The 18,143-nt window shown below is 64.8% G+C and carries 18 protein-coding genes; 9 read left to right on the forward strand and 9 right to left on the reverse strand.

Going from position 1 to position 18,143, the window contains the following annotated elements; genetic code table 11:
- Positions 1–74: 74 nt before the first annotated feature.
- Positions 75–545 (reverse strand): OsmC family protein, encoded by a 471-nt coding sequence (locus tag NMG10_RS07675; RefSeq protein WP_186733215.1) that lies wholly within the window; start codon positions 543–545, stop codon positions 75–77.
- A gap of 32 nt (positions 546–577) precedes the next feature.
- Positions 578–1,330, reverse strand: a complete 753-nt coding sequence (locus tag NMG10_RS07680; RefSeq protein WP_254464103.1) for a methyltransferase domain-containing protein — start codon at positions 1,328–1,330, stop codon at positions 578–580.
- A gap of 258 nt (positions 1,331–1,588) precedes the next feature.
- On the opposite strand from NMG10_RS07680, the gene NMG10_RS07685 reads away from it, so the two are divergent.
- The 3 genes from NMG10_RS07685 to NMG10_RS07695 all read left to right on the forward strand — a co-directional run bounded on the left by NMG10_RS07685 (position 1,589) and on the right by NMG10_RS07695 (position 4,270).
- On the forward strand, positions 1,589–2,257 hold the full coding sequence (locus NMG10_RS07685) for a bifunctional 2-polyprenyl-6-hydroxyphenol methylase/3-demethylubiquinol 3-O-methyltransferase UbiG (protein ID WP_254464104.1): 669 nt from the start codon (positions 1,589–1,591) through the stop codon (positions 2,255–2,257).
- 303 nt (positions 2,258–2,560) lie between these two features.
- Positions 2,561–3,865, forward strand: a complete 1,305-nt coding sequence (locus NMG10_RS07690) for an MFS transporter (RefSeq protein ID WP_232855505.1) — start codon at positions 2,561–2,563, stop codon at positions 3,863–3,865.
- Positions 3,866–3,958: 93 nt separating this feature from the next.
- Positions 3,959–4,270: a hypothetical protein gene (locus tag NMG10_RS07695; protein WP_254464105.1), complete on the forward strand. Its 312-nt coding sequence runs from the start codon at positions 3,959–3,961 to the stop codon at positions 4,268–4,270.
- 213 nt (positions 4,271–4,483) lie between these two features.
- On the opposite strand, the gene NMG10_RS07700 is transcribed toward NMG10_RS07695, so the two are convergent.
- Positions 4,484–5,416 (reverse strand): LysR family transcriptional regulator, encoded by a 933-nt coding sequence (locus NMG10_RS07700; RefSeq protein ID WP_254464106.1) that lies wholly within the window; start codon positions 5,414–5,416, stop codon positions 4,484–4,486.
- Positions 5,417–5,531: 115 nt separating this feature from the next.
- Here NMG10_RS07700 and NMG10_RS07705 point away from each other — a divergent pair, with 115 nt between their 5' ends.
- Positions 5,532–5,777, forward strand: coding sequence for a DUF2790 domain-containing protein (locus NMG10_RS07705; RefSeq protein ID WP_110738166.1), 246 nt, complete (start codon positions 5,532–5,534; stop codon positions 5,775–5,777).
- Positions 5,778–5,876: 99 nt separating this feature from the next.
- Positions 5,877–7,181 carry an MFS transporter gene (locus tag NMG10_RS07710; RefSeq protein ID WP_254464107.1) on the forward strand — a complete coding sequence of 435 codons (1,305 nt, stop codon included), beginning with the start codon at positions 5,877–5,879 and terminating at the stop codon, positions 7,179–7,181.
- A 192-nt stretch (positions 7,182–7,373) separates the two neighbouring features.
- On the opposite strand, the gene NMG10_RS07715 is transcribed toward NMG10_RS07710, so the two are convergent.
- Positions 7,374–8,069 (reverse strand): tRNA (adenine(22)-N(1))-methyltransferase TrmK, encoded by a 696-nt coding sequence (locus NMG10_RS07715; protein WP_302328666.1) that lies wholly within the window; start codon positions 8,067–8,069, stop codon positions 7,374–7,376.
- 169 nt (positions 8,070–8,238) lie between these two features.
- On the opposite strand from NMG10_RS07715, the gene NMG10_RS07720 reads away from it, so the two are divergent.
- The gene (locus tag NMG10_RS07720; protein ID WP_050705604.1) at positions 8,239–8,619 is read left to right on the forward strand and encodes a RidA family protein; all 381 of its coding nucleotides are present in this window, start codon (positions 8,239–8,241) and stop codon (positions 8,617–8,619) included.
- Positions 8,620–8,670: 51 nt separating this feature from the next.
- On the opposite strand, the gene NMG10_RS07725 is transcribed toward NMG10_RS07720, so the two are convergent.
- Positions 8,671–9,513: an RHS repeat-associated core domain-containing protein gene (locus NMG10_RS07725; protein WP_254464108.1), complete on the reverse strand. Its 843-nt coding sequence runs from the start codon at positions 9,511–9,513 to the stop codon at positions 8,671–8,673.
- A gap of 182 nt (positions 9,514–9,695) precedes the next feature.
- Between NMG10_RS07725 and NMG10_RS07730 the strand changes: the two genes are divergently transcribed.
- Positions 9,696–11,696 (forward strand): U32 family peptidase, encoded by a 2,001-nt coding sequence (locus tag NMG10_RS07730; RefSeq protein WP_232855511.1) that lies wholly within the window; start codon positions 9,696–9,698, stop codon positions 11,694–11,696.
- Positions 11,697–11,779: 83 nt separating this feature from the next.
- Positions 11,780–12,670 carry a universal stress protein gene (locus NMG10_RS07735; protein ID WP_203652408.1) on the forward strand — a complete coding sequence of 297 codons (891 nt, stop codon included), beginning with the start codon at positions 11,780–11,782 and terminating at the stop codon, positions 12,668–12,670.
- Positions 12,671–12,724: 54 nt separating this feature from the next.
- Here NMG10_RS07735 and NMG10_RS07740 read toward each other — a convergent pair whose 3' ends face one another.
- The 3 genes from NMG10_RS07740 to NMG10_RS07750 all read right to left on the reverse strand — a co-directional run bounded on the left by NMG10_RS07740 (position 12,725) and on the right by NMG10_RS07750 (position 15,410).
- Complete coding sequence (locus tag NMG10_RS07740; protein ID WP_203652407.1) at positions 12,725–13,246, reverse strand: acyloxyacyl hydrolase; 522 nt, start codon at positions 13,244–13,246, stop codon at positions 12,725–12,727.
- A 756-nt stretch (positions 13,247–14,002) separates the two neighbouring features.
- The gene (locus tag NMG10_RS07745; protein ID WP_254464109.1) at positions 14,003–14,446 is read right to left on the reverse strand and encodes a carboxypeptidase regulatory-like domain-containing protein; all 444 of its coding nucleotides are present in this window, start codon (positions 14,444–14,446) and stop codon (positions 14,003–14,005) included.
- A gap of 88 nt (positions 14,447–14,534) precedes the next feature.
- Positions 14,535–15,410: a LysR family transcriptional regulator gene (locus tag NMG10_RS07750; protein ID WP_186733201.1), complete on the reverse strand. Its 876-nt coding sequence runs from the start codon at positions 15,408–15,410 to the stop codon at positions 14,535–14,537.
- 105 nt (positions 15,411–15,515) lie between these two features.
- On the opposite strand from NMG10_RS07750, the gene NMG10_RS07755 reads away from it, so the two are divergent.
- Entirely contained in the window at positions 15,516–16,901 is a 1,386-nt protein-coding gene (locus tag NMG10_RS07755) for an aldehyde dehydrogenase family protein (RefSeq protein ID WP_254464110.1), read from the forward strand.
- A 193-nt stretch (positions 16,902–17,094) separates the two neighbouring features.
- Here NMG10_RS07755 and NMG10_RS07760 read toward each other — a convergent pair whose 3' ends face one another.
- Positions 17,095–17,994: a helix-turn-helix domain-containing protein gene (locus NMG10_RS07760; protein WP_050705595.1), complete on the reverse strand. Its 900-nt coding sequence runs from the start codon at positions 17,992–17,994 to the stop codon at positions 17,095–17,097.
- Positions 17,995–18,143 lie beyond the last annotated feature (149 nt).

Raw genomic sequence — 18,143 nt, forward strand, 5'->3', positions numbered from 1 at the left:
ATAAGCTTCAACATCGCAAATGAATGCGCATACAGTTCTCTAAACAATCAACAATCAATAACCGCACCAAAGCCTCACCCAGAAACCACCGGCTCACACCGCACTTCAGTCTTCACCGAATTAGCAATAAAACACTCTTCATGCGCCAAATGATGCAACCGCTCCAGTTGCTCAAAACTAGGCCTCCGCTCCCCGGAAAACTCAACCAAAGGCCGCAAGGTGACCACGGTCATGGCCATCCGCCCAGCCCCATCAAGCGCCATTTCCCCCAGGGCATCATCAACATACCGCTCGACACAAAACCGCTGCTTGGCCGCCAACGACAGGAACCACAGCATATGGCAACTCGACAACGCCGCGACGAACGCCTCCTCCGGGTCCACCGCCGAGGCATCCGACATCGGCAAGGGCACCACATGGGGCGAGGACGAGCCCGGCACCTCCACCCCACCATCAAAACGCCACAAATGCCGCCTGCTGTAGCGGTTACCGAGAAAATCCTGCCCGTCACGATTCCAGGTCACTTGTGCGGTGTACTGCGCCATCCGATACCTCCTTGATCAAATAAACACATTGTTCAGCGCTTGCGCGCACAGATGCCAAAGGCCATGTCGCCTATGTAGATACCCCGGGACTGAAGCCGCTCGGCCTCCAGCCGCGCCTGTAGCGTATCGATCCCGACCTGCCTGGCCGTAGCCACGCCATGGCTGATGATCCGCGGCAGGCAGGCACGAATGATATCGGCCAGGGGATAGGCGCTGTCGGGCGTCTGCACCAGGCCTTCGGCCCGTAGGTCCTCGACCGCCAGCCCCGCCTCGCTGAACAGTCGATGCAGGTTGAAACCGATATGCAGATCAGCCCCCTCATGGGCCAGCATGCGTTGCAACCACTGCTGGGCCTTGCGATGCAACGCAAAGGGTTCCAGGCTGGCCGGGGTCAGGCTGCTGTCGTGTTCCTGAAAGACCATCAGCCCACCGGGCAACAGATGCCGGGCCAGCAGACGCAAAGCCTTGACCGGCTCCGCCTGGTACATCAGCACCCGCCGCCCGACGATGGCATCGAACAACCCCAGGGACTCGGGCAGTGCCTGCAGGTCAGCCTGGACGAACTCAGGTATCGCCGCGCCCTTGGGTGTCTCACGCAAACGTGCAAGCTCCAGGGCATCAGCCGCCTGGTCAACGCCAACCACCGCGCCATCGCCGTCCACCAGGCGAGCCAGCAGCCAGCTCACATCACCGCTGCCACACCCGACGTCAAGCACGCGCATGCCCGGGCCGATACCGGCCTCGACCAGCAGGCGCGTGGTGAAATCCGCTTTCGCAAGTGCCATGCCATGCTCCTTCGCAGGTGCGCCAGTGTGCAGAGCAAAGGACCTCGGATACAAGACTGGCCTATGCTGGTGTGGTGTTTCACAAATAACGACCATAACTCGCGACACTTTTTGCGCTCATGCGGCGTTGTCGCTCCTCGCCGTAGCTGGGCTACGACTCGTCGCGACGCCTTGCCTGAGCGCAAAAATCGCTCGCGATTTATTGGTCGTATTTGCAAAACATCACACCAGAACCACCCGCCCTTATCGGACCCGAGCATGCCCACCACCGATCCCCTGCTGGACAGCTGGCAGCACAACGCCCAGGCCTGGATCGAAGCCGTACGCTCCGGCACCATCGCCTCCCGCCGCGAGGTCACCGACCAGGCGATACTGCTGGCCGTGCTGGGCCGACAACCTGCGCGGGTGCTCGACCTGGGTTGCGGCGAGGGCTGGTTGCTGCGTGCCCTGGCGGCACGGGGCATCGACACGGTCGGCGTGGATGGCGATGCGACGCTGGTCGCCGCCGCGCACTCGGCGGGCTCGCCCCAAGTACACCTGGCCAGCTACCAGCAGCTGGCCGAAGGTGCGGTGGACATCGGCCATGGCTATGACCTGGTGTGCGCCAACTTCGCCCTGCTGCAACAGGACATCATCCCCCTGCTCTGCGCCATGCGGACCTTGCTGCTGCCCGACGGCACGCTGCTGATCCAGACCCTGCACCCGTGGACGGCGGCTGCCGGCCACTACCAGGACGGCTGGCGCGAGGAATCGTTTGCCGGATTCACCGGTGACTGGCGCCCCATGCCCTGGTACTTCCGCACCCTGGGCAGTTGGCTGAAGGCGCTGGAGCTGGCCGGGTTCGGCCTGCTGGCGTTGCAGGAACCACAGCATCCGCAGAGCCAGGTACCACAATCCCTGCTGCTGGCGGCACAGAGGCTGGACTGACGCCCCTGCGGCCACTCGTCGCAGCCTTTTCCTACTTGGCAAATCCTGCACAGGCCTTAAAATCCCGCCTCCTTTTCGCCCGTCGCCCCAGCCGGTGGCAACCGCCCGCAAAGACAGCGTCCGTGCCTCATCACATCGCGCATGTGCCACAGGCTCAACCGCCCCCGCCCGACCTGCCTGCATCAGGTCCGCGGTTGAATCTTGCCAAGGTCGCAGCCCGCCCAGGCCGTACTGCACGCTGCCACGACCCGGCCCGTGCAGCCGAAAAGGTGCATCTGAGCTCTTTTCAACCTTGAGGTAACTATGTCTGTGCGTTTGCTGGCGATGGCGCTGGCACCCCTGCTCGGCCTGTTCATCATTGCCCTGGGCAATGGCGTGCTGTCTTCCCTGACCACCCTGCGCCTGGGCGCCGCCGGCGAATCGGCGACCACCATCGGCGTGGTGTCCTCGGCCTACTTCATCGGCCTGACCCTGGGCGCGATCTTCAACGACCGCCTGATCCTGCGCATCGGCCATATCCGCGCCTACAGCAGCTTCGCCGCGCTGATCGGCGCGACCATCCTGCTGCAGGGCCTGTTCTACGACACCACCTGGTGGTTCGCCCTGCGCCTGATCAACGGCTGGGCCGCGGTCGGGGTGTTCCTGGTGATCGAGAGCTGGCTGCTGCTGGCCGGCGACGCCAAGATCCGCGGACGCCTGCTGGCGCTGTACATGATTGCCTTCTACGGCGCCGGGGTGATCGCCCAGGCCGGCCTGGGCGAGGTCACCGGCTGGGGCGACACCGCGCCGTTCATGGTCGCCGGCATGCTCGCCACACTGTCGGTGCTGCCGATCGTGATCCTGCCACGGGTGTCGCCGCTGCTGGATCAGGTCGAGCCGCTCAAGCCACGGCAGTTGCTGGGCGTGGCGCCGACCGGGCTGGTCGGCTGCTTCGGCTCGGGGGTCGCCATCGCCGGCATCTACGCCCTGCTGCCGCTGTACCTGCAGCGCATCGGCCTGGATGTGGGCAAGGTCGGCGACATGATGGCCTGGGTCATTCTTGGCGCCATGCTGCTGCAGTACCCGGTCGGGCGCTGGTCGGACCGCAAGGACCGCCAGGACGTGCTGATCGCCCTGGCCGCCCTGTGCACCGTGCTGTCGGTGCTGATCGTGCTGCTGCCGGCCGACACCGTGCTGCTGCCGGCGCTGCTGTTCCTGCTCGGCGGCGGCGTATTCGCCCTGTATCCGGTGGCCGTCAGCAGCGCCGCCGACCGCGCCCCGGCCGATGCGCTGGTGCCGATGATCCAGGGGCTGCTGCTGATCAACTCGCTGGGCTCGGCCATGGCGCCGCTGGCCATTTCGCCGATGATGACCGCTTACGGCGAGGCTGGACTGTTCTGGGCCTTCGCGGTGATCAACCTGGCCATGGTCGGCTTCTTCCTCTGGCGTCGTGGCAAGCGCCCGGCACCGGAGCACCCGGCGCCGTTCGCGCCGACCGCGACATTCTCGCCGACCGGCGCGGAACTGCGGGTGACCGAGGACCTGATGCACGCGGCCCAGGAGCACCCGACGCTGGAGGCAATGGACGCCACGCACGGCCAGCAGTCGCCGCGTCCCGACGCCCACTGAAAGCCCGCGCCAAGGACCGCCTGTCGCTTGACGGGCACCTTGGCACCACCGTGGCAGCCCAACGATGACAGGTCATTCGACAGGAGATTCATCATGGTCAATCCACGCCCCCTCGCATTGATGCTGGCGCTGCTGCTCGGTGGCGGCGCCACCCTCAGCCTTGCCGCGACCGACATGAACGATGGCAACGGTCACACCGGACAGGCCACGGACCAAGGCAAGACCGCCGGTGAAGACGGCAGCATCAACAACCCCGGTGGCAGCAAGGACAACGACAGCAGTGACACCGGAAGCGATTCCGATGCTGCCGACGGCGCTGCTGGAGGCTCCAACAGCACAGGTGAAGCCACAGGCTCCGGGGCCGGGGCGTCAGGTGGCAGTGCCGAGGATCAGGACAGCCGTTGACAAGGTGATGATAATTGGCGTCCGACTTGGATTTGCCGGGGCTGCTTTGCAGCCCTTTCGCGGCACAAGGCCGCTCCTACAGGCGACCGCATGATCCTGTAGGAGCGGCCTTGTGCCGCGAAAGGGTCGCAAAGCGACCCCAGCAATCCTGAGTTGGAGCGGTCATATGCAAAAATTGCAAAAACCTTGAAAGGACTTGCCCCGCGATATGCGTCAACGCCAGTAGCGAGGCTCATCCACCACCCGCTGGTGCTCGGCAAACAGCAACGGCAACTGCTCCTTGAGAAAGTCCAGCCAGGTACGCACCTTGGCATCCAGGTAATGCCGCGACGGATAGATCGCATAGATCTCGCGCTGGCGCAGCCGGTGCGGCGCCAGCAGCCGGCACAGGCGCCCCTCCTCCATGGCCTGGCTCGCCGAGTAGTACGGCAGCAGCCCCACGCCCATGCCCAGTTCGGTGGCCTTGAGCATGGCGTCGGCGACGTTGGTGAGGAAGGTGTCCTGGGGCACGATCACACAGCTTTCGGGCTGGCCCTCGAACGACCAGTCCTCCTCGAACAGCGGGTCGACCGTGCGCAGGCAGATGTGCTCATGCAAATCCTCAGGCCGCTCAGGTACGCCGTGGCGGGCCAGGTACTCCGGGGAGGCACATAGGATGCTGTGGATGCTGCCCAGCGGGATGGCGATCAGTTGCGAGTCCGGCAGGCCCTGGCCGATGGTGATCACCACATCGTGCCCCTCGGCCAGCGGGTCGGGGTTGCGCTGCGACAGGGTCAGTTCCATCACCACTTCCGGGCAGGTGGCGTTGTAGCGTGCCACCAGCGGCATCATCAGCAACCCCAGGCCATGGGTGCAATGGAAACGCAGGTGGCCGCGAGGCGTGAGGTGGGCGCCACGGGCCTCGTCCACCGCCTCCTCGGTGAGCAGCATGATCTGCCGGGTGCGCTCGAGAAACCGCTCCCCCGCCTCGCTCATGCGCAGGCGCCGGGTGGTGCGGTGCAGCAGGCGGGTCTGCAACTGGTTCTCCAGCTCCGCGACGATCCGCGACACCTGCGCCGCAGAGATATCCAGGGCCTGGGCCGCCGCGGCGAAGCTGCCGCACTCCACTACCCGGGCGAAGGTTCGCATCGCATGCAGCATGTCCATGGGCAGGCAGCCTCATTCATACATGAAAGGCAGCAATCTATCACGTGATAGCCCATTTATTGTGAAACACAAATGAATGGATCATTAGCTATCCGCAATAAATAAGGAGCCTGTCATGAAACGTTCGATCGCCCTGCTCGCCCTGAGCGCCACCCTCGCCTCGTTTGGCGCACTGGCCGACACCACTGCCAGCACCTACGAATACGGCATGCCGCTGGACATCGCCAAGGTCATCTCGATCACCCCGGCCAGCAATGACGCCGACTGCCAGGTGGGCACCGCGCACATGGTCTACGTCGACCACCAGGGCCAGACCCGCGAAGTCGACTATCGCCAGATGGGCAACTGCTCGCAGCTGTAAGCCCTGGGAAAAATACCAGCCATCTTGCTGAAAGTGCATTTGCCCGCCCGCGACACCGCCGCATGATCTGCCGGGACAACAACAAGAACGTCCCGGACCATGAATACGATAGAAACCTCCACGGCCACGTCCGTGCGCGCCTGCGACGCCACCCATGCCCGCATCACCTGGCGGCTGATGCCGCTGCTGCTGGTGTGCTACCTGTTCGCCCATCTGGATCGCATCAACATCGGCTTCGCCAAGATGCAGATGAGCGCCGACCTGGGCTTTTCCGACACGGTCTACGGCCTGGGCGCCGGTCTGTTCTTCATCGCCTACGCGCTGTTCGGCGTGCCCAGCAACCTGGCGCTGGAGCGGATCGGGCCGCGCCGCTGGATCGCCACCCTGATGGTGGTCTGGGGCCTGTTGTCCACCGGCATGATGTGGGTGCAGGACGCCGCCGGTTTCTATGCCCTGCGGTTTCTTTTGGGGGTGGCTGAAGCGGGTTTCTTCCCCGGCATCCTCGTAGTGCTCAACCGCTGGTACCCGGCACGGCGTCGCGCCCAGATCACCGCGCTGTTCGCCATTGCCGTGCCCTTGGCCGGCGTGGTCGGCGGACCGTTGTCCGGCGGCATTCTCCAGGCCTTCCATGACCAGGGCGGCCTGCGCGGCTGGCAATGGATGTTCCTGATCGAGGGTCTGCCGGTGGTGCTGCTCGGGCTGGTGGTGCTCAAGTGCCTGCCGGACAGCTTCGAGCAGGTCGCCTGGCTCGATGCCGGGCAAAAGCATGCGTTGCGCGAGGAAATGACCGGTGAGGAGCGGCACAAAACCATCAGATCGCTGGCCGGCCTGCTCGGCAATGCGCAGGTCTGGCTGCTGGTGGCGGTGTATTGCGCGGTGATGCTGGCGGTCAACACCCTGGCTTTCTGGATGCCCAGTCTGATCCACGGCGCCGGTATCGGCAGCGATGGCCAGGTCGGCCTGCTCAGCGCCATCCCCTATCTGGCCGGATGCCTGTTCATGCTCGGTTGCGGGCGCTCCTCGGATCGCCAGCGCGAACGCCGCTGGCACCTGTGCGTGCCGCTGCTGATGGCCGCCGCCGGCATCGCCCTAGCCGGGTCGGCGCCGGGCAATGCCTTGCTGGTGATGACCGGGCTGGTGATCGCCGGCATGGGTGCCAGCGCCGCGCTGCCGATGTTCTGGCAACTGCCGCCGGCGTTCCTGGCCGGTGGCACGCAGGCCGCCGGTATCGCCATGATCAGCTCATTCGGCAGCATTGCCTCGTTCGCCGCGCCCTACCTGATCGGCTGGATGCGCGACAGCACCGCCAACCCTGGCCTGGCCCTGCAGGTGCTGGCCGTGGCCATCGTCTTCGGTGGCATGTTGGTGCTGAAGGTGCCCGCCAGCGTGGTCAACCCGAAATGAATGGGCTCAGGCCTGATGCCAGTCAGTAAAGCCAATTGGGGTCGCTCCGCGCCCCTTCGCGGGTAAACCCGCTACCACAAGTACAGCGCTCTATTCAGCGTTTGCGCGATCCTGTAGGAGCGGGTTTACCCGCGAAGGGTTGCAAAGCAGCCCCAATAACTACGATGAAGCACTAACTGACTGGCATTAGGCTCAGGCCAGCAATTCGCGGATCCAGCCGGCCTGGCGGGTGATGTCGCGCACCTTGTCCTCGGGCACTGGCTGGCGTGCCCGGGCGAAGTTGTCCAGGCTCTGCTGCTTCTGGCGCAGCATGCGCTGCCACTTGAACAGGAAAGCCGGGCTGCGTGCCTGCATCAGCAGCGGGCCGAAGTACAGCTGCTCGGCCGTATAGGCGACCGCCTCGGCACGTTCGGCGACGATGATTTCGTAGTCGAAGCGGTTTTCCCGCAGCACTTCCTCGCCGACGATCCGGTAGCCGTTGTCCATCAGCCACTGGCGCAACGCCGGCTCGCCGCCGTTGGGTTGCAGGACCAGGCGCTCGTGCCCGCCCAGGTGCTGCTTGCCAGCCTCGAGAATGTCGCGAATGGTCTCGCCGCCCATGCCGCAGATACTGATCGCGGTGACGCCATCGCCCGGCTCGATCGCCGCAAGGCCACTCGCATGACGCACGGTGATGCGATCCTCCAGGCCGTTCTCGCGCACCGTGCGCCGTGCGGCCTCGTAGGGCGTGAGCGCCACCTCGCCGGCCACCGCTGCGGCAATCGCACCGCGGCGCACCAGCGCCACTGGCAGGTAGCCATGGTCCGAGCCGATATCGGCCAACCGCGCCCCGGTCGGCACATGGACGGCCACCCGCTCCAGACGCATGGACAATGTGTGTTCGTTCAACGCAAGCCTCTTCTGACAACCTGGGCCCGGCGCCTGTGGCCGGGTCGGGGCGCGATTCTGACCGCCCGCGCCGCGCATTTCAAATGCCCGCGACCGGCCGCCACGCCTCGACCTGCTTGACCCGCTCGCGTAGGCTTGGCGGTTTCCTTCCGTTGCAAGGCGAAACCCCATGGCTAACAGCGACATCATCTACACCCCCGACCCGGACGCCGACTCGATCTCCTCGGACGTTGCCGAGTACAACGGCATCCTGGTCAGCACCCAGATCCCCGTGCAGGCCGACGGCAGCCTCGAACTGGGCGATATCACCACCCAGTGCGAATGCACCCTGCAGGCACTCAAGGTCGCCCTGGAACGCGCTGGCAGCTCGATGGACCGAGTGCTGCACCTGACCATCTACCTGACCGACATGGCCGACCGGGCGGCGTTCAACGAGGTGTACCAGCGGTTCTTCAAAAAGCCGTGGCCAGTGCGCGCGGCGGTGGGCGTGGCTTCGCTGGCGTTCGAGGGGATGCGTGTGGAAGTGACGGCGATGGCGGCCAAGGGCTGAGATCTGTTCATGGGCCGCCTACGACGCGGCCCCATGACGACTGGCCCTTCATCAAACGCTGCTTTCTTGTGCTCCACCGCGCAATGCCGCATTAAGCGTCTCACCAACACCAATTGCCACCTGGCCCATAGGTGACGTCTGAGCTCGCACCCTTTTCTCTTGGTACATACGGTCGATATCAACCTGCAACTCCTTTGCCTTGGCGCCAAAATTGACCTCTTGGCTGGAGGAGAACATGTCAGAAACCTTGGAAATCGCAGCGGCACTGACGACCCCGCCAAGCAATCCCAACTCCGTCGCCCAATGACCACCCCCCTCCTCCGTGGCGCCTAGATAGACGCCTGCCCCCCACCCAACTACAGCTGAAGTTGTACTAGTCAGTGCTCCAAAACCATGGGTAGCCCTCTGCATGAATGTCACGGGTTGCCCGGCCAACCCCTCAAGCTGATTGTCTATCAGTATTTTCCGATTCCCCGAATATACGGACATATCCCATAACTGTTTGAAGTGATGGGGTGCCTCGTTCGCACCAGCCGTACCTACTGCTGACGCCGCCGTGGCCAGGAGTGATCTGACAAATGTCCTCTCAGTACCCCGGGAGTCCTGGAAGTTGATCGGATCGCCCTGACAGTACGCATAAGCATTGATCCCACCCACCCCAAACGGACTCAACCGATCCGGCGAGTTGAACCGCATCAACAATGGATTGAAGGTCCGATGCCCGTTGCCCAAGTGATAATGGCCGGTCAGCGAGTCGTGGGGCTGGCCGCAGTAAGCCAACAGCGCACCACGCTTATCGGAAACGGCCCCATACGGCATGTAAGCCCTGGGCAAGCTGGAGCCTCCCAGCACCGATCGCTGCTGATCGATCACGGCCAAACGGCTGAAGGTCATCGCACAACCTTTCGCAGAAAGATATTGGGCCCGACGCTATCATCACCGCGCCGCACGCATAACTGACAAAAATGCCAGGCCCACTACCACCGTTTGGGCAAGTTCATCGGTTATGGGATGCCCCCGCCCCGATTCACCGCTACAATGCCCGCCTTACCGTGACAGCCCGAACCTATAACGACATGTCCCTTCCAAAGCACCACCTGGAACTGCTCAGCCCTGCCCGTGACGTGAGCATCGCCCGCGAGGCGATCCTGCATGGCGCCGACGCCATCTACATCGGCGGCCCGAGCTTCGGCGCACGCCACAACGCCTGCAACGAAGTCAGCGATATCGCCGAACTGGTAGAGTTCGCCCGGCACTATCATGCCCGCGTCTTCACCACCATCAACACCATCCTCCACGACAACGAGCTGGAGCCTGCCCGCAAGCTGATCCACCAGCTGTACGACGCCGGTGTCGATGCGCTGATCGTGCAGGATCTGGGGGTGATGGAACTGGATATCCCGCCGATCGAGTTGCACGCCAGCACCCAGACCGACATCCGTACCCTGGAGCGGGCCAAGTTCCTTGACCAGGCCGGGTTCTCCCAGCTGGTGCTGGCCCGCGAGCTGAACCTGCAGCAGATCCGCAGCATTGCCGCCGAGACCGACGCGGCCATCGAGTTCTTCATCCATGGTGCGCTGTGCGTGGCCTTCTCCGGCCAGTGCAACATCTCCCACGCCCAGACCGGTCGCAGCGCCAACCGTGGCGACTGCTCCCAGGCCTGCCGCCTGCCCTACACCCTCAAGGACGACCAGGGCCGCGTGGTGGCCTTCGAGAAGCACCTGCTGTCGATGAAGGACAACAACCAGACCGCCAACCTGCGCGACCTGGTCGATGCCGGCGTGCGCTCGTTCAAGATCGAGGGCCGCTACAAGGACGTGGGCTATGTGAAAAACATCACCGCCCACTACCGCAAGGAGCTCGACGCCATCCTCGAGGACCGTCCTGAGCTGGCCCGCGCCTCGAGCGGGCGTACCGAGCACTTCTTCGTGCCGGATCCGGACAAGACCTTCCACCGTGGCAGCACCGACTACTTCGTCAGTGATCGCAAGATCGACATCGGCGCCTTTGACTCGCCGACCTTCACCGGCCTGCCGGTGGGCGTGGTGGAGAAAGTCGGCAAACGCGACCTGCTGGTGGCCACCGATGTCCCGCTGACCAACGGCGACGGCCTCAACGTGCTGGTCAAGCGCGAGGTCGTGGGTTTCCGCGCCAACATCGCCGAGCTGAAAAGCGAATCCGAGGAAGACGGCCAGAAACGCTACCGCTACCGCGTCGAGCCCAACGAGATGCCCGAGGGCCTGTACAAGCTGCGCCCCAACCACCCGCTGTCGCGCAACCTCGACCACAACTGGCAGCAGGCGCTGCAGCGCACCTCCGCCGAGCGTCGGGTCGGTGTCGAGTGGCATGCGGTACTGCGCGAACAGCGCCTGATGCTCACCCTCAGCAGTGAAGAGGGTGTCAGTGTGCAAGTGGCCCTCGACGGGCCGTTCGGTGCCGCCAACAAGCCACAGCAGGCCCTGGACCAACTGCACGACCTGCTTGGTCAGCTGGGGACCACGATGTACCACGCCACGGCCATCGAGCTCGATGCACCACAGGCTTACTTCATCCCCAACTCGCAGCTCAAGGCCCTGCGCCGCGAAGCCATCGAGGCGCTGACCGCAGCACGGATCCAGGCGCACCCACGGGGCGGACGCAAGGCCGAGACCACGCCACCGCCGGTGTACCCCGAGTCGCACCTGTCGTTCCTGGCCAACGTCTACAACCAGAAGGCCCGCGACTTCTACCACCGCCACGGCGTGCAGCTGATCGACGCCGCCTACGAGGCCCATGAGGAGCACGGCGAAGTGCCGGTGATGATCACCAAGCACTGCCTGCGCTTCTCCTTCAACCTGTGCCCCAAGCAGGCCAAGGGCGTAACCGGCGTGCGCACCAAGGTGGCGCCGATGCAGCTGATCCAGGGCGATGAAGTGCTGACCCTGAAGTTCGACTGCAAGCCTTGCGAGATGCACGTGATCGGCAAGATGAAGAGCCACATCATCGACCTGCCGACCCCGGGCAGCGCGGTGGCCCAGGTAGTCGGGCACATCAGCCCGGAAGACCTGCTCAAGACCATCCCGCGCGCGCCGCACTGAAAGACGACCCGCCGTCGCTCCACAGGATTTCACCGGCGGCGGGTCTAGACTGAACAGGGGGCTGCCACACGTGGAGGTGTGAGATGAGCCAGTTCAAGCGATTGTTGGTCATGCTCGGCCCGCAGATGCGCCACACGCCTGCCCTGCAGCGCGCCGCGGCGCTGGCCGAATCCAGCGGGGCCCTGCTGGACCTCAATGTCTTCGTCGACGATGTCGACACTTTCGGCCTGATGAGCGACAGCCGCGAGCGCGAACGCCTGCTCGAGGACAACCGCCAGTGGTTGGCCGACGAGGCCGAACAGCTGCGCACGGCCGGCCTGGATGTCTCCACCGAACTGCTGCTGACCCGCGATCCATCGAGCAGCGTGCTGGAGCAGATCGAGCGCCTGGGCTGCGACCTGCTGGTCAAGGACGTGCAGCACGAACCCATCCTCAAGCGCCTGCTGGTCACGCCGCTGGACTGGCAACTGCTCAAGGACAGCCCGGTGGCGGTGCACCTGGTCAGCGACATCCGCCTGCCACTGCCCCGACAGATCGCCGCAGCGGTCGACCTCAACAGCCATGGCAGCGGCGAGCATCTGGACGACCAGGTGATCCGCAGCGCCCACGCCCTGGCCCTACAGTGCAATGCCGAGCTGCACCTGTTGCACGTGTGTGATGCGACCAGGACCCATATCGCCGACTTCGGCGCCGGCACCGTGACCATGCCCGGGTTCGACACCAGCGTGCGCACGGCCCAGCGCACGGCATTCAACCGCTTGGGCGACCACTACCAGATTGACCTGGAGCGTCGTCACTTCCTCGAAGGCCCGGCGGTCAAGGCGATCACCCAGTACATCGCCGCCCACCGGGTGGATGTGATCGTCATGGGCAACCACCGGCACGATGCCTTGCAGGCGTTTCTCGGCGGCACCACGGCACATGTGCTGGAGCACCCGCTGTGCAATGTGCTGGCGATCAAGGCGGTGCGTTGAGGCAGCATCGCGGGGCAAGCCCGCTCCCACGCTGCGGGAGCGGGTTTGTTCGGTTCAGAACCCTTTGCTATAGAACAGCGAGTACGACTCGATCCCATCGTTAGGCTGCTTCAGCCCAGCGTTGGAATAGTGCATCGCACGGATGCCGACCTTCTGCTCCGCCGGCAGTTTCAGGCCAAAACCGATCCGGTCCTCGAAGTTCACCGACGAGCCCAGGCGCTGGTCGCCCACGTCGGTCTTGGAGAATGCCGCCAGGCCGATACCGGCCTCGATGAACGGGGTGTAGGTGAAACCACTGAACTCATAGACGAACACCGGGCTGAACGACAGCGAGTGAGCGCCGCTGGCCTCGCCGCCTTCCCAGTAGGTGTAGGCTGCGTCCCAGTAACCGGTCAGGTGGCCGGTGCTGCTTTCCAGCCATTTCTTGTCCCAGTCGAACGACATCCCGATACGGTAGGTCATGTCGCCCTGGCCAGTGGCGCCGACGGCACCGGACACCTGGGCGGCCTGGGCCAGGTTGGCGCCGGCGAATGCCAGCACAGCGGCAGCCAACGTAGTGGCGAGACGGGTCTTCATCAAATGACTTCTCCTGATGGTCTTCACGGGCAGGCGCGCGACCTGGCGCGTGCCTGCGGGCAAGTGGGGGCTGCGCCCCTCGTTGTGCACCAGCGCCCCGGCACATCCAACCGGGTTACAAGTGGTAATACTTCCTCGATTATTGTCCGAATGCTCTGAAAGTGAAAAGTGATTTGCCACTATTGGCTAAGGACACTGCGTTCCATTCGAGGGTTCATTCGTCTTGGTGTTCGCCGCGAAGTCTCCTGCGCCTATGAGATCGAGCGCCGCCCGCGCGGCGCATCGCGGCACAAGGCCGCTCCTACATCTGTTTCGGGCCAGTGAGTCCTGTAAGGGTACCGCTGCCCGCTTTGGCGCATGTCTTGAGCCATGTGGAGCGGCGGTAGCGACCACGCTGAAACCGCGTCGTACCAACAGAGCGGACCAGGTAATGGCACAGGAGAAATTGGCCCGAAACAAATGTGGGAGCAACTGTCTTGCTCAATTTTTAGAATCTGGCGCGATCCCTGTGGGAGCGGGTTTACCCGCGAAGCAGGCGACGCGGTGCCTGGCACCGGCTGCGCCGGTGTTCGCGGCTGAAGCCGCTCCCACAGCGACCGCGCGGCCCTCAAGCCACGCGCTATGCCTGTGTGAGCGGCCTTGTGCCGCGCGGGCGGCGCTCGATCTCACAGGCGCTGCCAGCCTGACGGCGGACACCGTGGTAGCCCTCACTCGGTCTATCGCCTGGCGCCCAAAAGACCTTGAAAGGGCTGGCCCTCAGCGCCAGTTCAGATCAACCCGCGCCGGCGCCTTGCCATCCACCGTCACCTGCTGTTGCACGGTACGGCCATCGGCATTGCCGATCACCCGGTAGTGCCCCGCAGGCAACTGCACGAAGATCAGCGGCCCGACGTCCTGCAGCGCCAGCACCGATTGCCCCTGGGCCGACTGGATATCCAGCGCGGCACCGCTCTGGAACTTGCCGTCCGCGCCGGTCGAGAGGGTGATGTGCAAGTCATAGCCGGGCGTGCGGCGCAGGGCATTGGCCTCGTCCTGGCCGATGCCGCCCTGCAGGTAAAGGATGCCGTTCTGTTCCTGGGGCTGCAGCTGCACGCCTTGCGAATCGATGGGCGCGTTCAGGTCGGCGGCCGCCGCCAATGTCCAGGGCATGGCCAAGGCCAGCAACAGCGCCGCGCACAGGCCGTAATGATGGGTACGCATGGTGCATTCCTCCCGCTTGGGGGATGGTCTACACAATTTGGAGGATTTTCCGAGGCTGGGGTTCGCATCCCGGCGCACCGTTAGTCCGTCAGGGCGTAGGCAGCTCTCGACGCTCTTCCAGCAGCTTGATGAACATGCTCAGGCTGCGCGACACCGTGCCCCGCCGCCACACCAGCCAGGTCTTCAGGTAGCGGAAGTCCTCGGCCATCGGCCAGGCACTGACCGTGCTGCACCCCGGCATGTTGTCGAGCATGCTGCGCGGCATCATCGCCAGGCCCGCGCCGGCACTGACGCAGGCCAGCATGCCGTGGTACGACTCCATCTCGTGGATCTTGCCCGGCACCGCCTGGTCATGGACGAACCAGCTCTCGAAATGGTGGCGGTACGAGCAGTTGGCACGAAACGCGTAGATGCTCGAACCGTTCACATCACGGGCACGGGTGACCGGTGGGTGGTTGAGCGGCGCGATGACCATCATCTCTTCTTCGAACACCGGCATGCCCTCGAGCGTCGGGTGCAGCACCGGGCCATCGACGAAGGCCGCCACCAGGCGCCCGGACAGCACGCCTTCGAGCATGGTCCCCGACGGGCCGGTGGAGAGGTCCAGGTCAACCTTGGGGTAGCGCTGGTTGTACGCCGCCAGCAAGGCCGGGATGCGCACCGCCGCCGTGCTTTCCAGCGAACCCAGGGCGAAGGTGCCCTGAGGATCCTCGCCCGCCACGGTCAGCCTCGCCTCATGCACCAGGTCGAGGATGCGCCGGGTGTACTCGAGGAAGTTCCAGCCCGCCGGCGACAGACGCAAGCGGCTTTTCTCGCGGATGAACAGCTCGACGCCCAGGTCCTCCTCCAGCTGCTTGATGCGGGTGGTCAGGTTCGACGGCACCCGATGGATCTGCTGGGCGGCGGCGCTGATGCTGCCGTGCTCGGCCACGGCCTTGAACATCTCGAGTTGCACCAGGTCCACGGTCATTCTCCAAACGTGAATGTTTCGCTCATTATTATTCAGTTTTCATTAAAGCACGCTACCCCTAGTCTGGGCTCACCCGATCAAAACAATGAGAGTCCTGCCATGAGCGAGATCAGCAGCCTGACCCACGCCATTTCCGTCGACCCCTACAGCGGCGAACGGATCGGCCACTACGCCTTCGACACCGACGCCGCACTGGACGCGGCGCTGCAACGCGCCAAGGCGGGCTACAACCAGTGGCGCAAAGTGTCGCTGGGGCAGCGCAGCGAGTACCTGGTCGCGCTCGGGCAAGCCCTGCAGGCCAACGCCGAGGCCTTCGCCCAGATGATCGCCCGCGAGATCGGCAAACCGATCAGCCAGGCCCGCGGCGAAGTCGACAAGTGTGTCAGCCTGTGCCAGTGGTACGCCGAACACGGCCCGGCCATGCTGGCGCCGGAGCCCACCCAGGTCGAAAAGGCCCGCATCGAATACCGCCCGCTGGGCCCGATCCTCGCCGTGATGCCGTGGAACTTCCCGGTCTGGCAGGTGCTGCGCGGCGCGGTACCGGCGCTGCTGGCGGGCAACACCTACGTGCTCAAGCACGCGCCCAACGTGATGGGCAGCGCCTATCTGCTGGCCGACCTGTTCAAGCGCGCCGGCCTGCCTGAAGGCGTGTTCGAGGTGCTCAACGTCACCCCCGAAGGTGTCACCCGCGCCATCAACGATCCGCGCATCGCCGCCATCACTCTTACCGGCAGCGTGCGCGCCGGCATGGCCATCGGCGCGCAGGCCGGCGCCGCACTGAAGAAGTGCGTGCTCGAACTGGGCGGTTCCGACCCGTTCATCGTGCTGGCCGACGCCGACCTCGATGCCGCGGTCAAGGCCGCCGTGATCGGCCGTTACCAGAACACCGGGCAGGTCTGCGCCGCCGCCAAGCGCCTGATCGTCGAGCAAAGCATCGTCGAAGCGTTCACCGAGAAGTTCGTCGCGGCCACCCGCACGCTGACCATCGGCAACCCACTGGACGACGCCACCTACATCGGCCCGATGGCCCGCTACGACCTGCGCGACGAACTCGACGGCCAGGTCCAGGCAACCCTGGCCGAGGGCGCCACCCTGCTGCTGGGCGGCAGCAAGATCGAAGGTGTGGGCAACTTCTACGCGCCTACCGTGTTCGCCAACGTCACCCCGGACATGACCGCCTTCAAGCAGGAACTGTTCGGCCCGGTGGCGGCGATCATCAGCGCCCGCGATGCAGACCACGCGGTGGAGCTGGCCAACGACAGTGAATTCGGCCTGGCCGCAACGATCTACACCGCCGACTATGCCTTGGCCGAGCGCATGACCGCGGCTTTGGACACCGGTGGCGTGTTCATCAACGGCTACTGCGCCTCTGACCCTCGCGTGGCGTTCGGCGGTGTGAAGAAGAGCGGGTTCGGCCGTGAGCTGTCGCACTTCGGCGTGCGCGAGTTCACCAACGCCCAGACGGTGTGGCTGGACCGCAACTGACCCTCTGCCTCAAACCCTGCGCGATCCCTGTGTAGGAGCGGCCTTGTGCCGCGAACGGGGCGCGTAGCGCCCCCAGAGCCTGCGCCACAAGACAGATCGCCGGGGCCGCTCTGCGGCCCGTTCGCGGCACAAGGCCGCTCCTACACAGGAAGTTCGGCAACTGCCGGAAACCGCCCAAGCAGACCTTTCGTAATCAGTTTCCCCGACCACGCCTGAGCGTCTCGCTCGGCAGTTCGCGGAACAGCTGGCGGTAGCTTTCGGAAAACCGCCCCAAATGCCAGAACGACCAGCGCATAGCCACCTCGGCCACGGTCGCGTCGCCTGCCAGCAAGTCGCGCCGCGCGCCGTTCAGCCGCCGCAGGCGCAACCAGTGTGCCGGCGGCAGGTTGGTGAAGCCCTTGAAGGCTTGCTGCAACTGACGCACGGAAACCCCGGCGACCTTGGCCAGCTCCACCAGGTTGAGGGTCTCGTCGGGGCAGTCGGCGGCCCATTCGCTGACCCGGCGCATGATCGCCCGCTCCTCGTCGCGCCGTCCGAGCGCCTCGCCCTGCAGACGCTGCCCAGCGTTGTCGAGGATGAACAGGCAGTCCTCCAGCAACTGCTCGGCCAGCGCCCTGCCCTCCAGCGGGCAATCGGCCTGGCCCAGCCGGGTCAGGGTGGCGCTCAGCCAGTTGCCGAACAGGGCATTCTGCTGGCAGGTCAGCGGCACCATGAACAGGCCGCGCAGACGCTCCAGGTCAAGCCCATGGCTGGCCAGGAACGGCTGCTCGAACACCACCGCCACTTCCTGGTAGTTCTCCGGGGTGATCCAGATGTTGCGGCTGTCTTCGTTGAGCAGGTAGAGGCTGTTCTCGCTACGGTCGAAGCAGAACGCCAGGGCACCGCTGGGGGCGCGGAAGAACTGCTCGACCCGGGTGTTCAGGCGCTCCTCGTACACCTCGACGCCGTCGAGCCCCAGCCAGCGCAGCTGGCCGTTGAAATGCCCGGGGGACATCTGCCGGTACTGCTGCTGCCAGCCCGGGGTGGCGCGGGTCTGTTCGGTCACGTCGGTGGTGCGGATGTCCTGGACCTGCAAGGCGGTTGGCGTTGTCACGCGCTGTCCTAGTTGCACTCTTTTGGTGCATTGATTGCCGAAGAAAGTGGATAGATCGCCCGGGGGGCAGCGACCAAGATAGTCCTCAGCGTCACCTGTGGGAAGTGCCCTGCGGCGATGAACGCCTTGCGTCCCACCACAACTACCCA

The organism is Pseudomonas sp. DVZ6 (assembly GCF_024259445.1).
Taxonomy (GTDB): domain Bacteria; phylum Pseudomonadota; class Gammaproteobacteria; order Pseudomonadales; family Pseudomonadaceae; genus Aquipseudomonas; species Aquipseudomonas peradeniyensis.